The organism is Citrobacter freundii ATCC 8090 = MTCC 1658 = NBRC 12681 (assembly GCF_011064845.1).
Taxonomy (GTDB): Bacteria; Pseudomonadota; Gammaproteobacteria; order Enterobacterales; family Enterobacteriaceae; genus Citrobacter; species Citrobacter freundii.
Genome location: NZ_CP049015.1, coordinates 2,243,254 through 2,260,134 on the forward strand (window position 1 = coordinate 2,243,254; position 16,881 = coordinate 2,260,134).

The window sequence follows — 16,881 nt, forward strand, 5'->3', positions numbered from 1 at the left end:
TCCTGCCTTCACTGATTGTCAGTTCGAGTTATATTTCAGCTTTTTTTCAATAAGGTAGTAGGTAAACGTGTCGATGATCCGTGTGGCAAACTGTACTGACTCTGCCTCGTTGTGAGCAGCCAGTGCATCGGCCAGCGCTGAATAAAGCGCGATAATTTCCGCATGAATACTGTCTGTGCGATAAAGTATCGCCACAAGTGATGCCCATTCAGCCTGAACTTGCAGCTCCTGATTGGCCAGTCGCGCTGAATGCGAACTGGCAGCAATCGCCAGCAGACAACGCATATCGGCCTGGGTCATCAGCTCAGGTGAGTTTGCCTTTCTGAGAACCTCGACAAACTCGCGAAATTTGGCGATATCCGCACCGGTCATCCGTCGGGAAGCCAGCCTCGCGCTATGGCTAATAATGGCGCAATGCATTTCACCCAGATCAGACAGATAATCCGTACTGATCGCTTTGAACGGGTGCAGGGCGCTATTTTTGCCATCGATATTTTCGCAAACGAAGCTCCCGCCATTACGACCGCGAACCGTATGGATAAGATTATTAGCCCGAAGCGTGTTTAGCGCTTCTCTGATAGTGATATGTGAGACACCCATCATTTTTGCCAAATCAGTTTCGTTGGGAAGCTGTTCTTTTGGCTCCAGCAACCCCGTGATAATGGCATTTGAAAGGCGCTGGACTATCTGGTCTGAACGACTGACCTGCCCGATAGGCGCAAATATGACCGCGTGAGTAATCATAATCTTTTCTGTACTCAATTCCCTGAAACAACGACCATTTTTAACACATGCCCGTCGGGCAAGGAAGGTAAGAATGGCCGAGTTATTTTACATGCCTGGGCGCAACGTCACTGCACAAGCGGATGTGTGTCCCGATAACCTCATGATGAGCTGAGCATAACGCGTCAGCTGGCAATGAAAAGCCTTACCTTGCAAATGTGAAAATTAAGTTAAAAATGCGAGGCTTATCATAGTGTCAATGTTGCGCATTTGAAAAAATTTTACAATATATATATTACATAAGATTCTTTATGTATTAATTGACAGGAGACAAGCATGAAAACCCTGAAGCATTTTATTAATGGGCACTATGTAGCAGGCAGCAGCGAAGATAGCTTCGAACTGGTGAGTCCGGTTGACGGTGAAACATACGCAATTTCTCCCAACGCTAACGAGGTGGAGGTAGAGCAAGCCTACTCAGCAGCGGAGGCGGCGTTTAGCATCTGGAGAAAATCGACGCCAGCACAGCGGCAAAAGGCGTTATTGCTGCTGGCCGACGAGATTGAACGCAACGTTGAGCGACTGGTAACCGCGCAGAGTCAGGAAACCGGTCAGCTTCGCCATTTTATTGAGAAAGAGGAGATTGCGGCATCCTGCGATGCCATCCGCTTTTTTGCTGGCGCGGCGCGCTGTCTTGAAGGGAAGGCGGCGGGAGAATATTCCGCCGGGTTTACATCGACCATCCGTCGTGAACCGCTGGGTATCGTTGGGCAAGTTACGCCGTGGAACTACCCGTTCATGATGGCGGTGTGGAAGATTGCACCAGCGCTGGCGGCAGGCAACACGATCGTGTTAAAGCCAAGCGACACCACACCAGTCAGTACGCTGCTGTTGGCTGAACTGGCAGCACCATTGTTCCCGAGAGGGGCGTTTAACGTCGTGTTGGGCAAAGCCAGCACCGGTTCGCTGGTGGTTTCAAATCCGAAGGCTTCACTGGTTTCGATTACCGGTTCGGTCCGCGCGGGCTTGCAGGTTGCGGCATCAGCAGCGGCGAATCTGACTAAAGCACATCTGGAATTGGGCGGGAAAGCGCCTGCAGTCGTGTTCGCCGATGCGGATATGGACAAGGCGATTGCGACAATCACTACGGCAGGCTTTTTCAATGCCGGGCAGGATTGCACAGCGGCTACGCGGATCCTGGTAGAGCAATCCATCTATGCTGAGTTTCTGGAAAAACTGATCCAGAAAACAAAAAGTATCAAATTTGGGCCGCCAGAAGATCAGAATGCGCTGTACGGCGCATTGAATAGCCGGAATCAACTGGAGCAGGTGAAAGGTTTTATTGAGCGTTTACCGGCACATGCAAAAATTGAAACCGGTGGGCGCGCCGGGCCAGGTCCGGGCTTCTATTTTGAGCCGACGATTGTCTCCGGATTGCATCAAAATGATGAAGCTATTCAGCATGAAGTATTTGGTCCGGTAATGACCATTCAGTCGTTTTCTACTGACGAAGAGGCACTACACAAAGCGAATGATGTGGAGTATGGTCTTGCCGCCAGCGTCTGGACCAGTAACCATGGTCGCGCGCAGCGCTTCAGCATTGACCTCGATTTTGGCACGGTGTGGATTAACAATCACATTCCTCTGTGCGCCGAAATGCCGCACGGCGGGTTCAAAAAATCGGGTTATGGCAAAGATCTCTCATCCTATTCGCTCGAAGAATACACTCGGGTGAAACATATCATGTGTGACATTTCTGAATAGAGAGGATTACGATGAAAACATTAAGAATTGCGGTTCTTTCATTAGTGATGCTCTCTGGCTATAGCCTTGCAGAAAGTACATCGCTGAATACCGTAAAAGAATATATGGCGGCGTGGAATGCGCATGATGTTTCACGAGCCGCTCAATATCTTGCGGATGATGCGGTTTATTATGATGCCGCCGCGGGTGAACCGGTAAACGGGAGAGAAAAAGCGGAAAAAGAGGTTATCGGCGCTTTTATTAAGGCGGTGCCAGATCTGAACTGGAAAATGGTTGGCAAACCCGTCTACGACGAAGACACCGTGGCATTCCGTTGGGAATTTTCAGGCAAAAATAGTGGTGAATGGGCAGGGAGTCCGCCGACAAATAATCCGATCAAATTTGAAGGCGTAAGCTATATTCATGTTAAAGCAGGAAAAATCACCTGGCAGGGTGATTATTATGATTCTAAAAAACTGGATGAAGAGTTAAAGCCAGTGAAGTAGTCGGTTGTACCCCTTTATAAATAAGAAGGGGGTATTTCTCTTATTTGTGTCGTATTAAAGGCAGTGTGTAGCAATAAGGAAAAAAGTTAATGGCAATTACCAGACGTGATTTTCTCAACGGCGTCGCGGTGACTATTGCGGCGGGACTTACCCCGCTGGAGTGGGTCAGGGCGACAGGAAAGGGAAACGCATTTATAGATGGAAATTATTATCCTCCTGCGCTGACAGGGCTGCGGGGTAATCATCCTGGATCATTTGAAATGGCGCATGCGCTAGGCCGCGAGCAGAAGCATTTTGATTTAAACGCTCTGCCCGTTGAGGAAGAGTACGATCTGGTGATTGTTGGGGGCGGGATTAGCGGGTTAGCTGCCGGTTGTTTTTGGCGTCAAGTTGCCGGGCAAAATAGCCGGATCCTGATCCTCGATAACCATGACGATTTTGGCGGACACGCCAAACGTAATGAATTTACCAGCTCGGGCAAGAAATTACTCGGTTATGGCGGCAGCGAAGCATTCCAGTCACCCGCGCATAATTTCAGCCCTGAAGTACAAAAACTGATGGAAACCGTGGGCGTCAGCGTCACGCGGTTAAAAGAGAGTTTTGACGTAAACTTCTACCCCGACTGGCAGCTCAGTCGCGGGGTTTTTTTCGACAAGAAGAATTTTGGCGTAACAAAAATCGTCAGCGGCGATCCGGGCCGCGCGGTATCTGATGATATTCCGCCGGACAGGCTCAATGGCCGTAAAATTGAAGACTTTATCAATGATTTTCCGCTAGGTGAGAACGACAGAAAAGCGCTGATCGACCTGCATGTACGCCCTGGCGATTACCTTCCGGGGATGACGGTCGATGAGAAAATGGAATGGCTGGATACCCACAGCTACAGTGAATTTTTAGCAACAAAAGTGGGTTTGAGCAAAATGGCGCTGCTCTATTTTCAGCAGCGTTCCAATGACTTCTTTGCCATCGGCATTGAAGGCATCTCCTGCAGCGATGCCAGGGCGTGCGCCTTACCCGGCATGGAAGGGATGGGGTTACCGCCGTTGGACGGAGAGTCGCTGGCCGACCTCGAAGAGCCGTATGTTTACCATTTCCCGGACGGTAACGCCGGTCTGGCCCGACTGTTAGTCAGGTATATGCTGCCGGATGCGCTACCGGGTAACACGATGGAAGACTCTGTTCTCGCCAGATTACATTATGAAAAGCTGGATCTACCAGAAAACACCACGCGCCTGCGCCTGAACAGCACAGTGATTAATGCGGCCAACGTGCAGGATGGCGTTGTGGTGACCTACCTGCGTGACGGTAAAATGCACCGTGTGCGCGGTAAGAACACCATCATGGCAGGCTATAACATGATGATCCCGTATCTGGTGCCTGAGATGCCGGAACAGCAGCAGGCGGATCTCAAACTGAACGTCAAGGCTCCGCTGGTGTACACCAACGTGGTGGTAAAAAACTGGCAGGCGTTCAAACAGCTTGGCGTACATGAAATTTATTCTCCAGCGGCACCTTACAGCCGGGTTAAGCTCGACTATCCGGTCAGTATTGGTGGGTATCAGCATCCGGCCTCCCCGGACGATCCGATGGTCATTCACATGGTCTATGTGCCGACCTACCCGGGCAGTAACCTATCGGCCAGAGAGCAGTTCCGCCTGGGACGAGCCTATTTGCTGGGGACCACTTTTGCGGCGCATGAGGAGATGATTCGCTCCCAGTTGCAGGAGATGTTTGGCTCAACAGGCTTTGATAATCAACGCGATATCTCCGCCATTACCGTTAACCGCTGGGCGCATGGCTATGCGTACTACGCCAATTCACTGTTCGATGATATGGATAAAATGCCAGAAATTATCGAGCGGGCGCGTCAGCCAGTCGGTCGCATTGCCATCGCTAACTCCGATTCTGACTGGAGTGCTTATGCCCACACGGCAATCGATCAGGCATGGCGTGCGGTTAATGAACTCAAGGATATGGGGTGATCTATGCGTAACGTAACCATTCTCGCCGCCTGTTTATTTACCGCTTCGGTAAGCGCTGCTGAATCTAACGGTGAATACATCGCGCGAATTTCAGACTGCGTCGCCTGTCATACCGCTGAAGGTGGTGCGGCGATGGCGGGGGGCAAAAAGTTTCCTACTCCGGTGGGGGATATTTATTCGACCAACATTACCCCGGACAAGGCACAGGGTATTGGTAATTACTCATACGAGGATTTTGAAAAGGCGGTACGCCAGGGAATTGCCAAAGACGGTCACCCGCTCTATCCGGCCATGCCTTATCCCTCTTATGCAAAACTTTCTGACGAGGATGTTCAGGCGCTGTATCGCTATTTTATGCATGATGTCACACCGTCTGCGCAACCCAATAAAGAGAATGCCATTCCGTGGCTACTCTCCGCCCGCTGGCCACTGCATATCTGGAACTGGCTGTTTACCGACGCGCCAGCGACGACAGTAGATAGCGCGAAACCAGATGACAACACAGCTCTGATAAAACGGGGCGCTTATCTGGTGGAAGGTCCCGGACACTGCGGTTCATGCCATACACCGAGAGGTATGGCGATGAATGAAAAAGCTTATACCCATGCTGATGCCGAGTACCTGAGTGGCGCGATGATTGACGGCTGGTATGCACCTTCGCTGCGGGGCAGCGGAATGTCTGAGCAGGCGTTAAAATCGCTGTTGCTGACCGGTAAGAGCAAGCATGCTGCGGTTTCAGGTTCGATGGCTGAAGTCGTCACGCAGAGTACACAGTATCTGACCGACGAAGATGCCACGGCGATCGCCCAATATCTGCTGAGTCTGAAAAGCGCGAAGCCTGAAACGGTGCGTGCTGCTGCGACTACAGCATCCTGGTCGAATTCACCTGAGGCGGGCAAAGTGACCTATAACCGTTACTGTTCAACTTGTCACGGTCTGGAAGGGAAAGGTACGGATGATAACGCACCTTCTTTGGTCAACAATCCGCTGGTCATGGTTGATGACCCGGCGCCGCTGTTCAGAGTGATTGCCCACGGCGCAGAAACACCGACAACGCGCGGCAGCGTCTCCTTCAAGATGCCCGCCTACGGAGGCATGTTAAGTGACAACGAAATGCGCGACGTGATTAATTACGTGCGTAAGACCTGGGGTGAAGGGAATGGCGAAGTAAGCCATGAAGATCTGGCTGGGATTAAAAAAGCGTCACATTAAACAGTATGCCGGATAAGGTGCTTGCACCACCATCCGGCAGTGCTTACACGGTGTTTACCCTGATAATATCCGCGAGTCGGGTAAACGCCGCCGGCATTTCATGCTCTTCAATACTTGCAAACCCCAGCAACAGGCCGCTGCGTTTCTCTTCATTCACGTAATAGCGTGATAACGGGCGCACCAACAACCCTTGCGCATTCGCTTGTTGGGCAATGACCGCGTCATCGCTCCCTGCGGGTAACTGTAAGATCATATGCAGCCCGGCGTTGCTGCTGAAGGAACCAAGATAATGTTCACCAAGCTGGCGGCTGATAAGCTCTACCAGCATCTGGCGACGACGACTGTATAGTTGGCGCATTTTCCGAATGTGCGCTGCGTAATAACCCTCGCGAATAAACTCCGCCAGCGCGGTCTGAATCAACAGATGTCCACCACGGTAGAGGTCGTTATGAACCTTTTTCAGCGGAGCGGCTAACGATTTAGGTAGCACGACATACCCGAGTCGAAGTGCGGGATAGAGTGTCTTACTGAATGTCCCGATGTAGATGACCGGTGTCTCTTCTTCCAGCCCCTGCAAAGAGGGGATCGGCTGGCCGGAAAAGCGGAACTCACTGTCGTAATCATCTTCCACTATCCAACTTCGCGTTTCACGTGCGCGAAAGATAAGTTGCCGGCGGCGATTGAGGCTCATCACCGAACCGAGAGGGTATTGATGTGACGGTGTCACAAAAATAAGTTTTGGCGGTGTTTCGCCTGCCTCCGGCGGGACCATACCTTGTTCATCAACAGGAATAGCCGAAAAATTCACCGCATTGATACGCAGAATATTTTTGATTCCCCAGTAGCCCGGCTCCTCAATCCAGGCGTGATCGCCCGGGTTGCATAACGTTCGGGTCACCAGATCCAGCGCCTGGTGAATACCTTCGGTAATCAGAATTTGCTCCGGCGAACACCGCACGCCGCGAGCGGTGCGCAGATAGTCTGCCAGCGCTTCTTTCAGCTCATTCACACCGCCTGCGGCATCGTAAGTGAGAAACTCCGGGCGCAATCGTCTTGCCAGCCTGTCCTGAATTTTTTTGAGCACCCGGTGCGGAAAATGCTCTACATCAGGTACGCCTGGAATAAACGCGCCCCACTGACAGGGACTGGCGCTGGCATTACCTAACAGCTCAAGGCAGCGGGCAGATAAGCGGGTGTGATCCTCCAGAGCGGCAGCAACAGGTTCTTTATTGGGACGCAGGTTGAGATTGTCCAGCACGCTGTCAGTGACAAATGTGCCGCTACTGGTACGCGCAGAAATATAACCTTCGGCCTGCAACTGCTCGTAAACCCGCAGGACGGTATTGCGCGATAGCATCAGCTCTCCTGCCAGGTCACGCGACGGAGGCATTCGGGTAGCCGGTTTCAGGCTACCTTCGAGGATGCAACTACAAATGGCGGCATACAGGCGGCGATGTAGTTTTTCGTCAGTCTGCTGACTAAATGCATGCTTGATCACATCTCCGGCAAGTGAACGCATTTGGATCCTTAAAATAAAACGATTTGGCTCTCGATTAAAGTACCAGACGGCGTCTAAATTTAAAGGGTAATTCAACCGAAATGTATTAATGGACAAGGTGTAGAGAATGAACAATAAAAACCTGCAACAACGTCGTCTGGATGCCACCCCGCGTGGCGTGGGTGTGATGTGTGATTTTTATGCCCAGTCGGCAGAAAACAGCACGATTACCGATATCGAAGGCAATCAGTACATTGATTTTGCCGCCGGGATTGCCGTGCTGAACACCGGACACCGCCATCCTCGCCTGGTGCAGGCAGTCGAAGCGCAACTTCAGGCTTTTACCCATACGGCTTATCAGATTGTCCCGTACGAAAGCTATGTGTCTTTGGCTGAGAAAATCAACGCCGTCGCGCCAATCGATGGCAAGCGTAAAACCACATTCTTCACCACCGGGGCTGAAGCGGTAGAAAACGCGGTGAAAATTGCACGCGCACATACCGGGCGTCCTGGCGTTATCGCATTTGGCGGTGGTTTTCATGGTCGTACTTACATGACGATGGCGTTAACCGGCAAGGTGGCACCCTATAAAAAAGGTTTCGGTCCGTTCCCTGGCTCTGTTTACCATGCTCCGTATCCTTCTGAATTGCAGGGTATTTCCACGGAGGATTCCCTAAAAGCGATTGAGCGTCTGTTTAAAGCCGATATCGATCCAACCCAGGTTGCGGCGATTATCTTCGAACCCGTCCAGGGCGAAGGGGGCTTCGTGGTGGCACCGCCGGAATTTGTGGCTGCCATCCGCCGTATTTGCGACGAGCATGGCATCGTGATGATCGCCGATGAAGTACAAAGCGGGTTTGCCCGTACGGGCCAGCTGTTTGCGATGGATCATTACGCCGATAAAGCGGACCTGATGACCATGGCGAAAAGCCTCGCGGGCGGTATGCCGCTGTCTGGCGTCGTGGGCAAAGCCGAAATCATGGATGCACCTGCGCCTGGTGGTCTGGGTGGAACTTACGCCGGGAACCCGCTGTCGATCGCGGCGGCCCATGCAGTACTGGACATTATTCATGATGAACAGCTGTGCCAGCGTGCGGCGGCCCTCGGCGAACAGCTGCGCGCCGCTCTGACAGATGCGCAAGCAGGGTGTCCTGAACTGGCCGAAGTGCGTGGTTTAGGTTCTATGATTGCTGCTGAATTCTGTGATCCAGTGACAGGGGAACCCAACGCTTCCGCCGCACAACGCGTGCAGAAGAAAGCCCTTGAGCAAGGGCTGCTGCTGCTGACCTGCGGTCAGTATGGCAACGTTATTCGTTTCCTTTACCCGCTTACGATTCCGCAGGATCAGTTCGCCAAAGCGCTTCAGGTCATCAAAGCGGCGACGAAATAGTCCCGTATACCGCAGAAAAGACATAAAGCCGACGGTTGTCATCACCGTCGGCTTTATTATTGCCGGCATAAATTGATCTTCCTCGTGTGTAGTGCGGTATTTATCGCGAATGGGTTGCCAGTTATTGCGTTATATAATTTAATGCATATCGTTTTTACTCCTCTATTCAGATGGTATCCCATGTTAACTTTCCGCTCTTTTGTGCTGGTATGCGCCAGCATGTTGTTTGCGTTTTCTGCTCAGGCTGACCGAACGATCACCGATCAGCTTGGTCGACAGGTCACGATTCCTGACCATGTGGACAAAGTCGTCGTGCTGCAACACCAGACGTTGAATATTCTGGTCCAGCTCAATGCCCAGCAGGACATTGTTGGCGTTATGTCGAGCTGGAAAAAACAGCTCGGGCCTGAATTTGCGCGCTTTATGCCGACGATTACTACATTGCCGACGCCGGGTGATCTCACCAGCGTGAACATCGAAAGCCTGCTGGCAATTCATCCACAGGTGGTGTTTGTCGCCAACTATGCGCCCGCGGAGATGATCCAGCAGATTCAGAACGCCGGTATTCCGGTCGTGGCTATCTCATTGCGCAAAGATGCCGACGGGCAACAGAATAAAATGAACCCGACTATGGCCAATGAAGAGCAGGTCTACAACGAAGGGTTGAAGCAGGGTATTCGCCTGATTGCGGATGTCGTGGGGCGTAAACCGCAGGCTGAAACGTTAATCGACTACGTTTTTGCGGCACGAGCAAAATTCAATGCGCCAGTCGCAAACATCCCGGATGCGCAAAAAGTCCGTATTTATATGGCTAACCCCGACCTGATGACTTACGGCTCCGGGAAGTACACAGGACTGATGATGCAGCACGCGGGGGGATTAAACGTGGCGGCTGCCAGTGTGAAAGGGGCCCGTCAGGTTGCGCTGGAGCAGGTATTAGCGTGGAACCCGCAGGTGATTTTTGTCCAGGATCGCTATCCGCAGGTGGTAACTCAGATCCAAAACGATCCGAACTGGCAGGGGATTGATGCGGTGAAAAATCATCGTGTCTGGTTGATGCCTGAATACGCCAAAGCCTGGGGCTATCCGATGCCGGAGGCGTTGGCGATCGGTGAACTGTGGATGGCCAAAAAACTGTATCCGGATGCCTATAAAGATGTGGACGTTGATGCGCAGGCGCAAGATTACTATCAGCGTTTTTATCGTGTGAACTGGCAGTCTGATGCAGCTAAGTAACCGTTTTTTGTCCCAGCAACCGCTCTTAATCGTTGTGGTCCTGTTGCTGGGCGTCAGTTCGCTATGCCTCGGACAATATCCGCTGTCGTTAAGTGAGGTATTTTACCACCTGACGCACTATAGCGACGCTGGGGGAATAGCCAGCCAGGTGATCTGGACGGTCAGATTACCGCGTATTCTGATGGCGCTGCTGGCGGGGGGCGCGCTGGGGTTATGCGGGGCGACGTTGCAAGGAGTATTTCATAATCCGCTGGTCGACCCGCATATTATCGGTGTGACGTCGGGGGCGGCCTTTGGAGGAACGCTGGCCATCCTGCTCGGTCTTTCACCCTTGCTGATGATGGGGTCAACGTTTTTCTTCGGTCTGACGGCATTGATCCTGGTGTATGTCATTGCTGCGTTACAGGGGCTGGAGAATACGCTGGTGTTGATCCTGTCAGGTATCATTTTGAGCGGCTTTTTTGCCGCGCTGGTGAGCCTGATCCAATATCAGGCTGATACCGAAGAGACGTTACCTAATATTGTGTTCTGGCTGCTGGGCAGCTTCGCGACGGCCAACTGGAATAAAGTACTGCTATTGGCGGTTCCGGTCGGTATCGCCGCGACGGTTTTGTTCCAGCTACGCTGGCGGATAAACCTGTTATCGCTCAATGACAAAGATGCCAGAGCACTGGGTGTGGCGGTGGTTCCTCTGCGACGCAGCGTTTTGGTGTGCTGCGCATTTTTGGTCGCCGCTCAGGTGGCGGTCAGCGGCAGTATTGCCTGGGTTGGGTTGGTTATTCCGCATCTGGCGCGTTTGCTGGTGGGCGTTGATCATCGTCGTCTACTGCCGTGTGCCTTCTGGTTGGGGGGCGGTTTTATGATTGTCGTGGATGATATTGCCCGCACCCTGATGCACGCGGAGATACCGCTGGGGATCATCACCGCATTGTTCGGTGCGCCGTTGTTTGCTTTCTTGCTCATTCGTACCAGCCGTCGGGAGAAATCATGATACCTGCCGCACTGCGCGTAAATCAGCTTTCTTATGGGTATCGCGCGCCGCTATTTGAGCCGCTAACGTTCTGTTGCCAGAAAGGTGATATCTGGGCCGTGCTTGGACGTAACGGTCTGGGTAAAAGTACGCTGCTTGATACGCTAACCGGCACGCTGCCTGCTTTAGGCGGGAGTATTGAAAATAACGGTGGGATAGGAATTGTGGCACAGCATAGCCATCTACCGTTTCCTTATACGGTCAGCGACGTGGTATTGATGGGGCGGGCACAGCACGTGAAGCTTTTTGCGCAACCCAGCCAGCAGGATCAACAAAGAGCAATGCAGGCATTAGAGCAGTTGAGTATTGCGCATCTTGCCTCCAGCTCATTTGGCTCACTTTCTGGCGGGCAGCAACAGTTAGTGATGATTGCCCGGGCTCTGGTGACTGAGTGTCAAACGTTGTTACTTGATGAACCGTGTTCCGCGCTGGATCTCGCCAATCAGCAGGTGGTGCTCCAGCTCATCAGCGATTTGGCCCATCAACAGGGATGCAGCATTCTCTTTTCGACCCACGATCCGCTTCATGCGTTACAGGTTGCTTCCCATACTTTGCTGCTACTCCCTGAAGGTAAATGGCGGGCAGGGCCAACGGACAGCATTGTGACCGAAGAGAATCTGTTTCTGGCCTATGGCTTACCGCTGCGAAAACTTAGCGTGGAGAATCACCCTACGCCATTTATCGCACCGTTGTTTTCTATTCGTCGTTAAGCGGTAAGAATCCTGCGGCGGTAAGGAACGCCTGACCGCTGCGGGAAAGTATGAATTCAACCAGCGCCATGACTTCTTTGGAGGCTTCAAGCACCGCCAGTTGGTATTCGCAGCGAATATTGTGCTCGTCCGGAATAGCCACGTAATGTACGTCGGTCATCGCGTGCAGCGCGTGTGCGTAATGCGCGTAACCGATAAACAGATCGGCCAGCCCCTGGCGCAGGATCCAGGCGCTCGCCAGTTCTCCTTGCGGGATTTTTATCGTATCACGGCCACCAACCAGTGGGATAGCGCGCGCCCGAAGTTGCCGCCCGAGTCCTGGTTCCAGTACATCCATATTGTCGAAAAATGCCCAGGTATAGTCTCCGGAAGGGTCGCAGCCGGGCGTTGATGTACCTGGTCGCAGCGTTGGGTCGCGGAGTAAATCCAGCCAGGTTCCGATTCGGTTGCTGACAAGGCTCAGTTTGTTCCAGCAAAAGGTGTGCGTTGAGACGGCTTTATTACGTACCAGCAGGTTTTGCGGATGTTCCCGGTTGGCGGAGGCAAAGAGCGCACACGGTTCACCCGCTTCAATACGCTCGCGCAGTAAACCGGCCGGACCATATTCAACCTTGACGTCTATTCCACTCATGCGCGTGAACTGGCTTATCAGCGGGGTAAATGCTGGGCGTAAACTGCCCGCGGCGAACAGGAGGATGGAAGAGGGCATGGTATCCGGGCTCTGACGAAAGACATTATACGAAGAATATGAATGATACGCGTTGAGCATGGAATTTAGAATGATTTAACGCATTGCTATTGTAGCAACGTAGGAAATGATAAAACCGAAGATAAAACGATAGTTTTGAAGTGAAATAGCACCAAATCGAAGAGATGATTTGGTGCGTCCGAGTGGACTCGAACCACCGACCCCCACCATGTCAAGGTGGTGCTCTAACCAACTGAGCTACGGACGCAAGATGGTGCGTTCAATTGGACTCGAACCAACGACCCCCACCATGTCAAGGTGGTGCTCTAACCAACTGAGCTATGAACGCAACGTTGTAGGTGACAACGGGGACGAATATTAGCGGCACAGACCGAATGAGGCAAGAGGGAAATGGCATTTTTCTTCCTGATCTCACGCGATTGCAGAGTAATTAAGCAAGTTGACTATATTTTGTTGATTTTGCAGCGTGTTTTTTATTCATGCAGCAGGCAGGGGCATAATGGGAACGGTTTGAATGACATGAGCACTCAGTCTTTTAGCGTTGCAAGGATCGTGGCTTCTATTTTCTCTTGAGTCGTGTAGGGGGCAAAACGCTTAAGCGGCTTACCGTCGCGCCCGATCAGGAATTTAGTGAAGTTCCACTTGATCCACCCAGCACGCCGGGTAATTCATCTTTCAGGAAACGAAACACCGGATGCGTCCCAGCGCCGTTGACGTCCACTTTCTCAAACATCGGGAAGCTCACACCGTAGTCGATGTGACAGGTTTGTGCGATTTCATCGGCTCCACCAGGTTCCTGTTTACCGAACTGGTTGCAGGGGAAACCCAGCACCGCCAGACCCTGTGCGGCGTACTTCTTATAGAGCACTTTGAGGCCTGCTATTGTGGCGTGAATCCACAATGACTGGCGGTATTAACCACCAGCACCAGTTTTCCAGCGTAATCGGCCATCGAGATGGGTTGGCCATTGAGACTGGTGGCAGTAAGTTGATGAAAGGTGGTCATACCGGAATCCTCAATTAAGTTCACATTACTCATATTGCCTGCGGGTTATAGGCTTCGCTTAGTGACTTTTTATTATGGTAGCAACCGTAAGATTAATAAAATGACTAAGTTGAGAGGAATTGCTCCGCCATCAAACTCACATTTAATCTGCCGTGGCAGAGTTAAAAAATCCACGCCAGGCGTGGATTTTAAGAGGGCGTGGGAAGCAGGAGTTAGCGCTCGTTTTTTGCCATTAACAGCGCCAGGTCGACGAGCCGATTGGAGAATCCCCATTCGTTATCGTACCAGGCGAGAATTTTGACCATATTGCCACCAATTAGCAACGTTGACAGGCCGTCGATAATGGATGAACGCGGGTCACCCTGGTAGTCGCTTGAAACGAGCGGTTCATCGCTATAGCCCAGGATCCCTTTCAGCGGCCCCGTCGCGGCGGCGTTACGAAATGCATTATTGACTTCTTCTTCCGTTACATCCCGCTCAAGCGTGACGGTCAGGTCGACAATTGACACTACCGGAACTGGTACGCGCAGCGAATAACCGGTTAAGCGACCATCCAGCTCAGGGATGACTTTGCCAAGCGCCTTTGCAGCACCGCTTGAGTAGGGCACTATCGACAATGCAGCGGCGCGGGCGCCACGAAGATCTTTTTCCGGTTGGTCGTGCAGCGCCTGGCTGTTGGTGTAGGCATGGGTGGTGTTCATCAGACCATGCTTAATACCGAAATGTTGGTGCAAAACCTGCGCGGCAGGTGCCAGACCGTTGGTGGTGCAGCTACCGTTGCTGACGACAAAGTGTTTATCCGCCGAGTAGAGATGATCGTTAACGCCCATCACGATGGTTAAATCATCGTTTTTACCTGGAGCAGAGATAATTACGCGCTTTGCGCCACCGCTGTGGATATGTACTGCCGCCTTGTCTCGTTCAGTGAAGAAGCCGGTTGCTTCAATGACAATATCGACTTCACGTTGACGCCAGGGGATTTTGGCTGGGTCGCGTTCGCTAAAAACAGTAATGGAATTACCGTTAACGACCAGTTGCCCCTCACTGGCGGCGACGTCGGCATCGAGTTTACCCAGCAGCGAATCGTATTTCAGCAGGTGCGCCAATGTTTTACTGTCGGTCAGATCGTTGATTGCCACAATCTGAATATCCGAGTTACCCAGTGCAGCACGCAGTACGTTACGTCCGATACGGCCAAAACCGTTAATACCGACCTTTACCATGATCAACTCCTTATCTGTTGTCTCTGGCATAAATTTAGGCCGATCACTGCTTGGCGTAAACGACAAAAAAGGATCACTTTAGGCCATTTTACGACAATGAAAACGCTGGCGATATTCGCCCGGGGTCAGGTGAAGCTGTTTTTCGAATAGTCGTCGCAGGTTGATGCTGCTGCCGAATCCCGTTTGTTCGGCAATACGCTCCAGCGTCTCGTTGGTCTGCTCCAGACGCTGCCGGGCGGCGGCCAGACGAGCTTCAGCTACATAGCGCGCCGGTGAAGCTCCTGTTTCCCGGGTAAACACGCGGGTGAAGTTACGTGGACTCATGGCGACTTTTTCCGCCAGTTTATCCACGCTGAGGTCGGCGGTGAGGTTCTCAAGCAGCCAGACCAGCAGATCGTTAATCGAGCCCAGAGTACTGGTATGCTGAAGGTTGTAGCGGCTAAACTGCAGCTGGCCCCCAGGACGGCGCAGGTACATGACGAAGTCTTGAGCGACGTCGCGCGCCAGACTGAAACCATAATCCTCTTCAACCAGCGCTAGCGTTAGATCAAAGCCGGAGCTCACGCCACCCGATGTCCAGATGTGTTCGTCCTGAATATAAAGCGGACCGCTTTCGACGCGCACCTGAGGGAATTCTGCCTGCATGGTTTCAAGTAGTTTCCAGTGGGTGGTGGCTCGTCTGCCGTCCAGCAGCCCGGTTTGTGCCAGCAGCATCGCACCGCCGCAAATGGATGCAATGCGGCGGGCATGGGGAGCGGCAAGGCGCAGCCAGTCAACCACAGCAATTCCTTCCTGCGGATTTTGACCTCTGCCGGTGATAATGATGGTATCGAGAGGTTCGCGAGGATCTATCTCATGCAGGCGATGATCTGCCAGTAGGTTCAGGCCGGACTGACCATGGATCACCTGATGTGGTTGCGTTGTGGCTAACTGAACCTGATAACAGGTTTCCGTAGCGCTTTTGGGATGCAGGCGGTTGGCCTGCATCATGATGTCGGCAATACCGGCGGATTCAAACAGCATGCCGCCATCGGGAACAATGATGAGTATCTTCTTCATGTCCTGAAAAGTAGTCTTTTTACAAAATAAGTCAACAGACATGTGTTGCGGGATACTATTCTTGTCCCAATATTACAAATAAATCAGGCTGATTGTGGCCTCGCCCTGTAACTCAGTCTCATCCTGTAAGCTCAGGCCATCGGAGGCAATGGCGGCAGAGATCCTGAGGGGGATTGTCAACTGACGAATTGCCACGGGATTATTTTTCGCATCCACCGGAGTCAGTCTCATGATGCCTGAAATCAGTGTTAGTGCTGTCCCGGCTGATTGCCACATGCTCCGTTCTTGTTCCCCCGTCTGATACCCCCATGACGCGATATCGCCTTCCACGGCGCTCTCCCCGGCTAATGCGGTTATCAGGTAACCACCAATCGGTTTTTGACCTGAGGTAACACCCAGTCCAAAGAGGGTGTCAGATGAATGCCGACCAGATGTCTTATCATCGTGAGAGTCAATTATCAGGTTACGGACCCGGGTTTCCGCTTTTTCATCATTGACCATCCATGCCACCTGTCGCAGGCTCTCGCACTGTATATGCAAGCCGATAACACGTGGCGTCAACAGATAGGGAGATGAAGAACGGATCGATGAGAGACTCAGCGTACCGTAATCCACAGTGCCGCCATTATCCAGCGATACCCGGCATGCCGCCGGGATCATTTCAGCTGAAAAGCTCACATCCACCGTATTTTCCGCATACGCCTTCGTAATCAACAGGCAAAATATCCCCCCGGCACAACAAAGCCACCGATGTATCCGGCTTTTAATAAGCGAAATCAGGCGCATCTTTCCTGTAACACTTGACTGGTGGTATATAACACGCTGAAAAATTTCCTTGAACCAAAATGAAATCAT

General features: G+C 52.1%; 14 protein-coding genes, 2 tRNA genes and 1 pseudogene. 8 read left to right on the top strand and 9 right to left on the bottom strand.

Annotated features, from left to right (window positions below):
- Positions 1-18 precede the first annotated feature (18 nt).
- On the bottom strand, positions 19-744 hold the full coding sequence (locus tag G4551_RS10775; RefSeq protein WP_003029304.1) for a FadR/GntR family transcriptional regulator: 726 nt from the start codon (positions 742-744) through the stop codon (positions 19-21).
- 315 nt (positions 745-1,059) lie between these two features.
- On the opposite strand from G4551_RS10775, the gene G4551_RS10780 reads away from it, so the two are divergent.
- The 4 genes from G4551_RS10780 (at position 1,060) to G4551_RS10795 (ending at position 6,166) form a co-directional block, all read left to right on the top strand.
- The gene (locus G4551_RS10780; RefSeq protein ID WP_003836527.1) at positions 1,060-2,487 is read left to right on the top strand and encodes a gamma-aminobutyraldehyde dehydrogenase; all 1,428 of its coding nucleotides are present in this window, start codon (positions 1,060-1,062) and stop codon (positions 2,485-2,487) included.
- Between the two features lie 11 nt (positions 2,488-2,498).
- Positions 2,499-2,972, top strand: a complete 474-nt coding sequence (locus G4551_RS10785; protein WP_003836525.1) for an ester cyclase — start codon at positions 2,499-2,501, stop codon at positions 2,970-2,972.
- An 89-nt stretch (positions 2,973-3,061) separates the two neighbouring features.
- Positions 3,062-4,954 (top strand): NAD(P)-binding protein, encoded by a 1,893-nt coding sequence (locus G4551_RS10790; RefSeq protein ID WP_003836523.1) that lies wholly within the window; start codon positions 3,062-3,064, stop codon positions 4,952-4,954.
- A gap of 3 nt (positions 4,955-4,957) precedes the next feature.
- Positions 4,958-6,166: a c-type cytochrome gene (locus tag G4551_RS10795; protein ID WP_003836521.1), complete on the top strand. Its 1,209-nt coding sequence runs from the start codon at positions 4,958-4,960 to the stop codon at positions 6,164-6,166.
- Between the two features lie 43 nt (positions 6,167-6,209).
- Here G4551_RS10795 and pdxR read toward each other — a convergent pair whose 3' ends face one another.
- Complete coding sequence (pdxR, locus tag G4551_RS10800; RefSeq protein ID WP_003836519.1) at positions 6,210-7,685, bottom strand: MocR-like pyridoxine biosynthesis transcription factor PdxR; 1,476 nt, start codon at positions 7,683-7,685, stop codon at positions 6,210-6,212.
- Between the two features lie 106 nt (positions 7,686-7,791).
- Here pdxR and puuE point away from each other — a divergent pair, with 106 nt between their 5' ends.
- From puuE to G4551_RS10820, 4 genes are all read left to right on the top strand, one after another.
- Positions 7,792-9,054 (top strand): 4-aminobutyrate transaminase, encoded by a 1,263-nt coding sequence (gene puuE, locus G4551_RS10805; RefSeq protein ID WP_003836518.1) that lies wholly within the window; start codon positions 7,792-7,794, stop codon positions 9,052-9,054.
- A gap of 180 nt (positions 9,055-9,234) precedes the next feature.
- Complete coding sequence (locus tag G4551_RS10810) at positions 9,235-10,290, top strand: ABC transporter substrate-binding protein (RefSeq protein ID WP_003836515.1); 1,056 nt, start codon at positions 9,235-9,237, stop codon at positions 10,288-10,290.
- On the top strand, positions 10,277-11,281 hold the full coding sequence (locus G4551_RS10815; protein ID WP_003836513.1) for a FecCD family ABC transporter permease: 1,005 nt from the start codon (positions 10,277-10,279) through the stop codon (positions 11,279-11,281). The genes G4551_RS10810 and G4551_RS10815 overlap by 14 nt, the downstream gene beginning before the upstream one ends.
- A complete protein-coding gene (locus tag G4551_RS10820; RefSeq protein WP_003836510.1) occupies positions 11,278-12,030 on the top strand; it encodes an ABC transporter ATP-binding protein in 753 nt (250 codons plus the stop codon). The genes G4551_RS10815 and G4551_RS10820 overlap by 4 nt, the downstream gene beginning before the upstream one ends.
- Here G4551_RS10820 and G4551_RS10825 read toward each other — a convergent pair.
- The 7 genes and pseudogenes from G4551_RS10825 to G4551_RS10855 all read right to left on the bottom strand — a co-directional run bounded on the left by G4551_RS10825 (position 12,017) and on the right by G4551_RS10855 (position 16,881).
- Positions 12,017-12,739, bottom strand: coding sequence for a substrate-binding domain-containing protein (locus G4551_RS10825; RefSeq protein ID WP_003836508.1), 723 nt, complete (start codon positions 12,737-12,739; stop codon positions 12,017-12,019). The two genes, G4551_RS10820 and G4551_RS10825, sit on opposite strands and share 14 nt — an antisense overlap.
- Positions 12,740-12,909: 170 nt before the next feature.
- A tRNA-Val gene (locus G4551_RS10830) sits at positions 12,910-12,986 on the bottom strand.
- Between the two features lie 4 nt (positions 12,987-12,990).
- A tRNA-Val gene (locus G4551_RS10835) sits at positions 12,991-13,067 on the bottom strand.
- Positions 13,068-13,266: 199 nt separating this feature from the next.
- Positions 13,267-13,744: pseudogene (locus G4551_RS10840) on the bottom strand (glutathione peroxidase).
- A gap of 212 nt (positions 13,745-13,956) precedes the next feature.
- Positions 13,957-14,967, bottom strand: a complete 1,011-nt coding sequence (gap, locus tag G4551_RS10845) for a type I glyceraldehyde-3-phosphate dehydrogenase (protein ID WP_003836503.1) — start codon at positions 14,965-14,967, stop codon at positions 13,957-13,959.
- 78 nt (positions 14,968-15,045) lie between these two features.
- Positions 15,046-16,026 carry a GlxA family transcriptional regulator gene (locus tag G4551_RS10850; protein WP_003836501.1) on the bottom strand — a complete coding sequence of 327 codons (981 nt, stop codon included), beginning with the start codon at positions 16,024-16,026 and terminating at the stop codon, positions 15,046-15,048.
- A gap of 72 nt (positions 16,027-16,098) precedes the next feature.
- Positions 16,099-16,881, bottom strand: a complete 783-nt coding sequence (locus G4551_RS10855; protein WP_032941311.1) for a DUF1120 domain-containing protein — start codon at positions 16,879-16,881, stop codon at positions 16,099-16,101.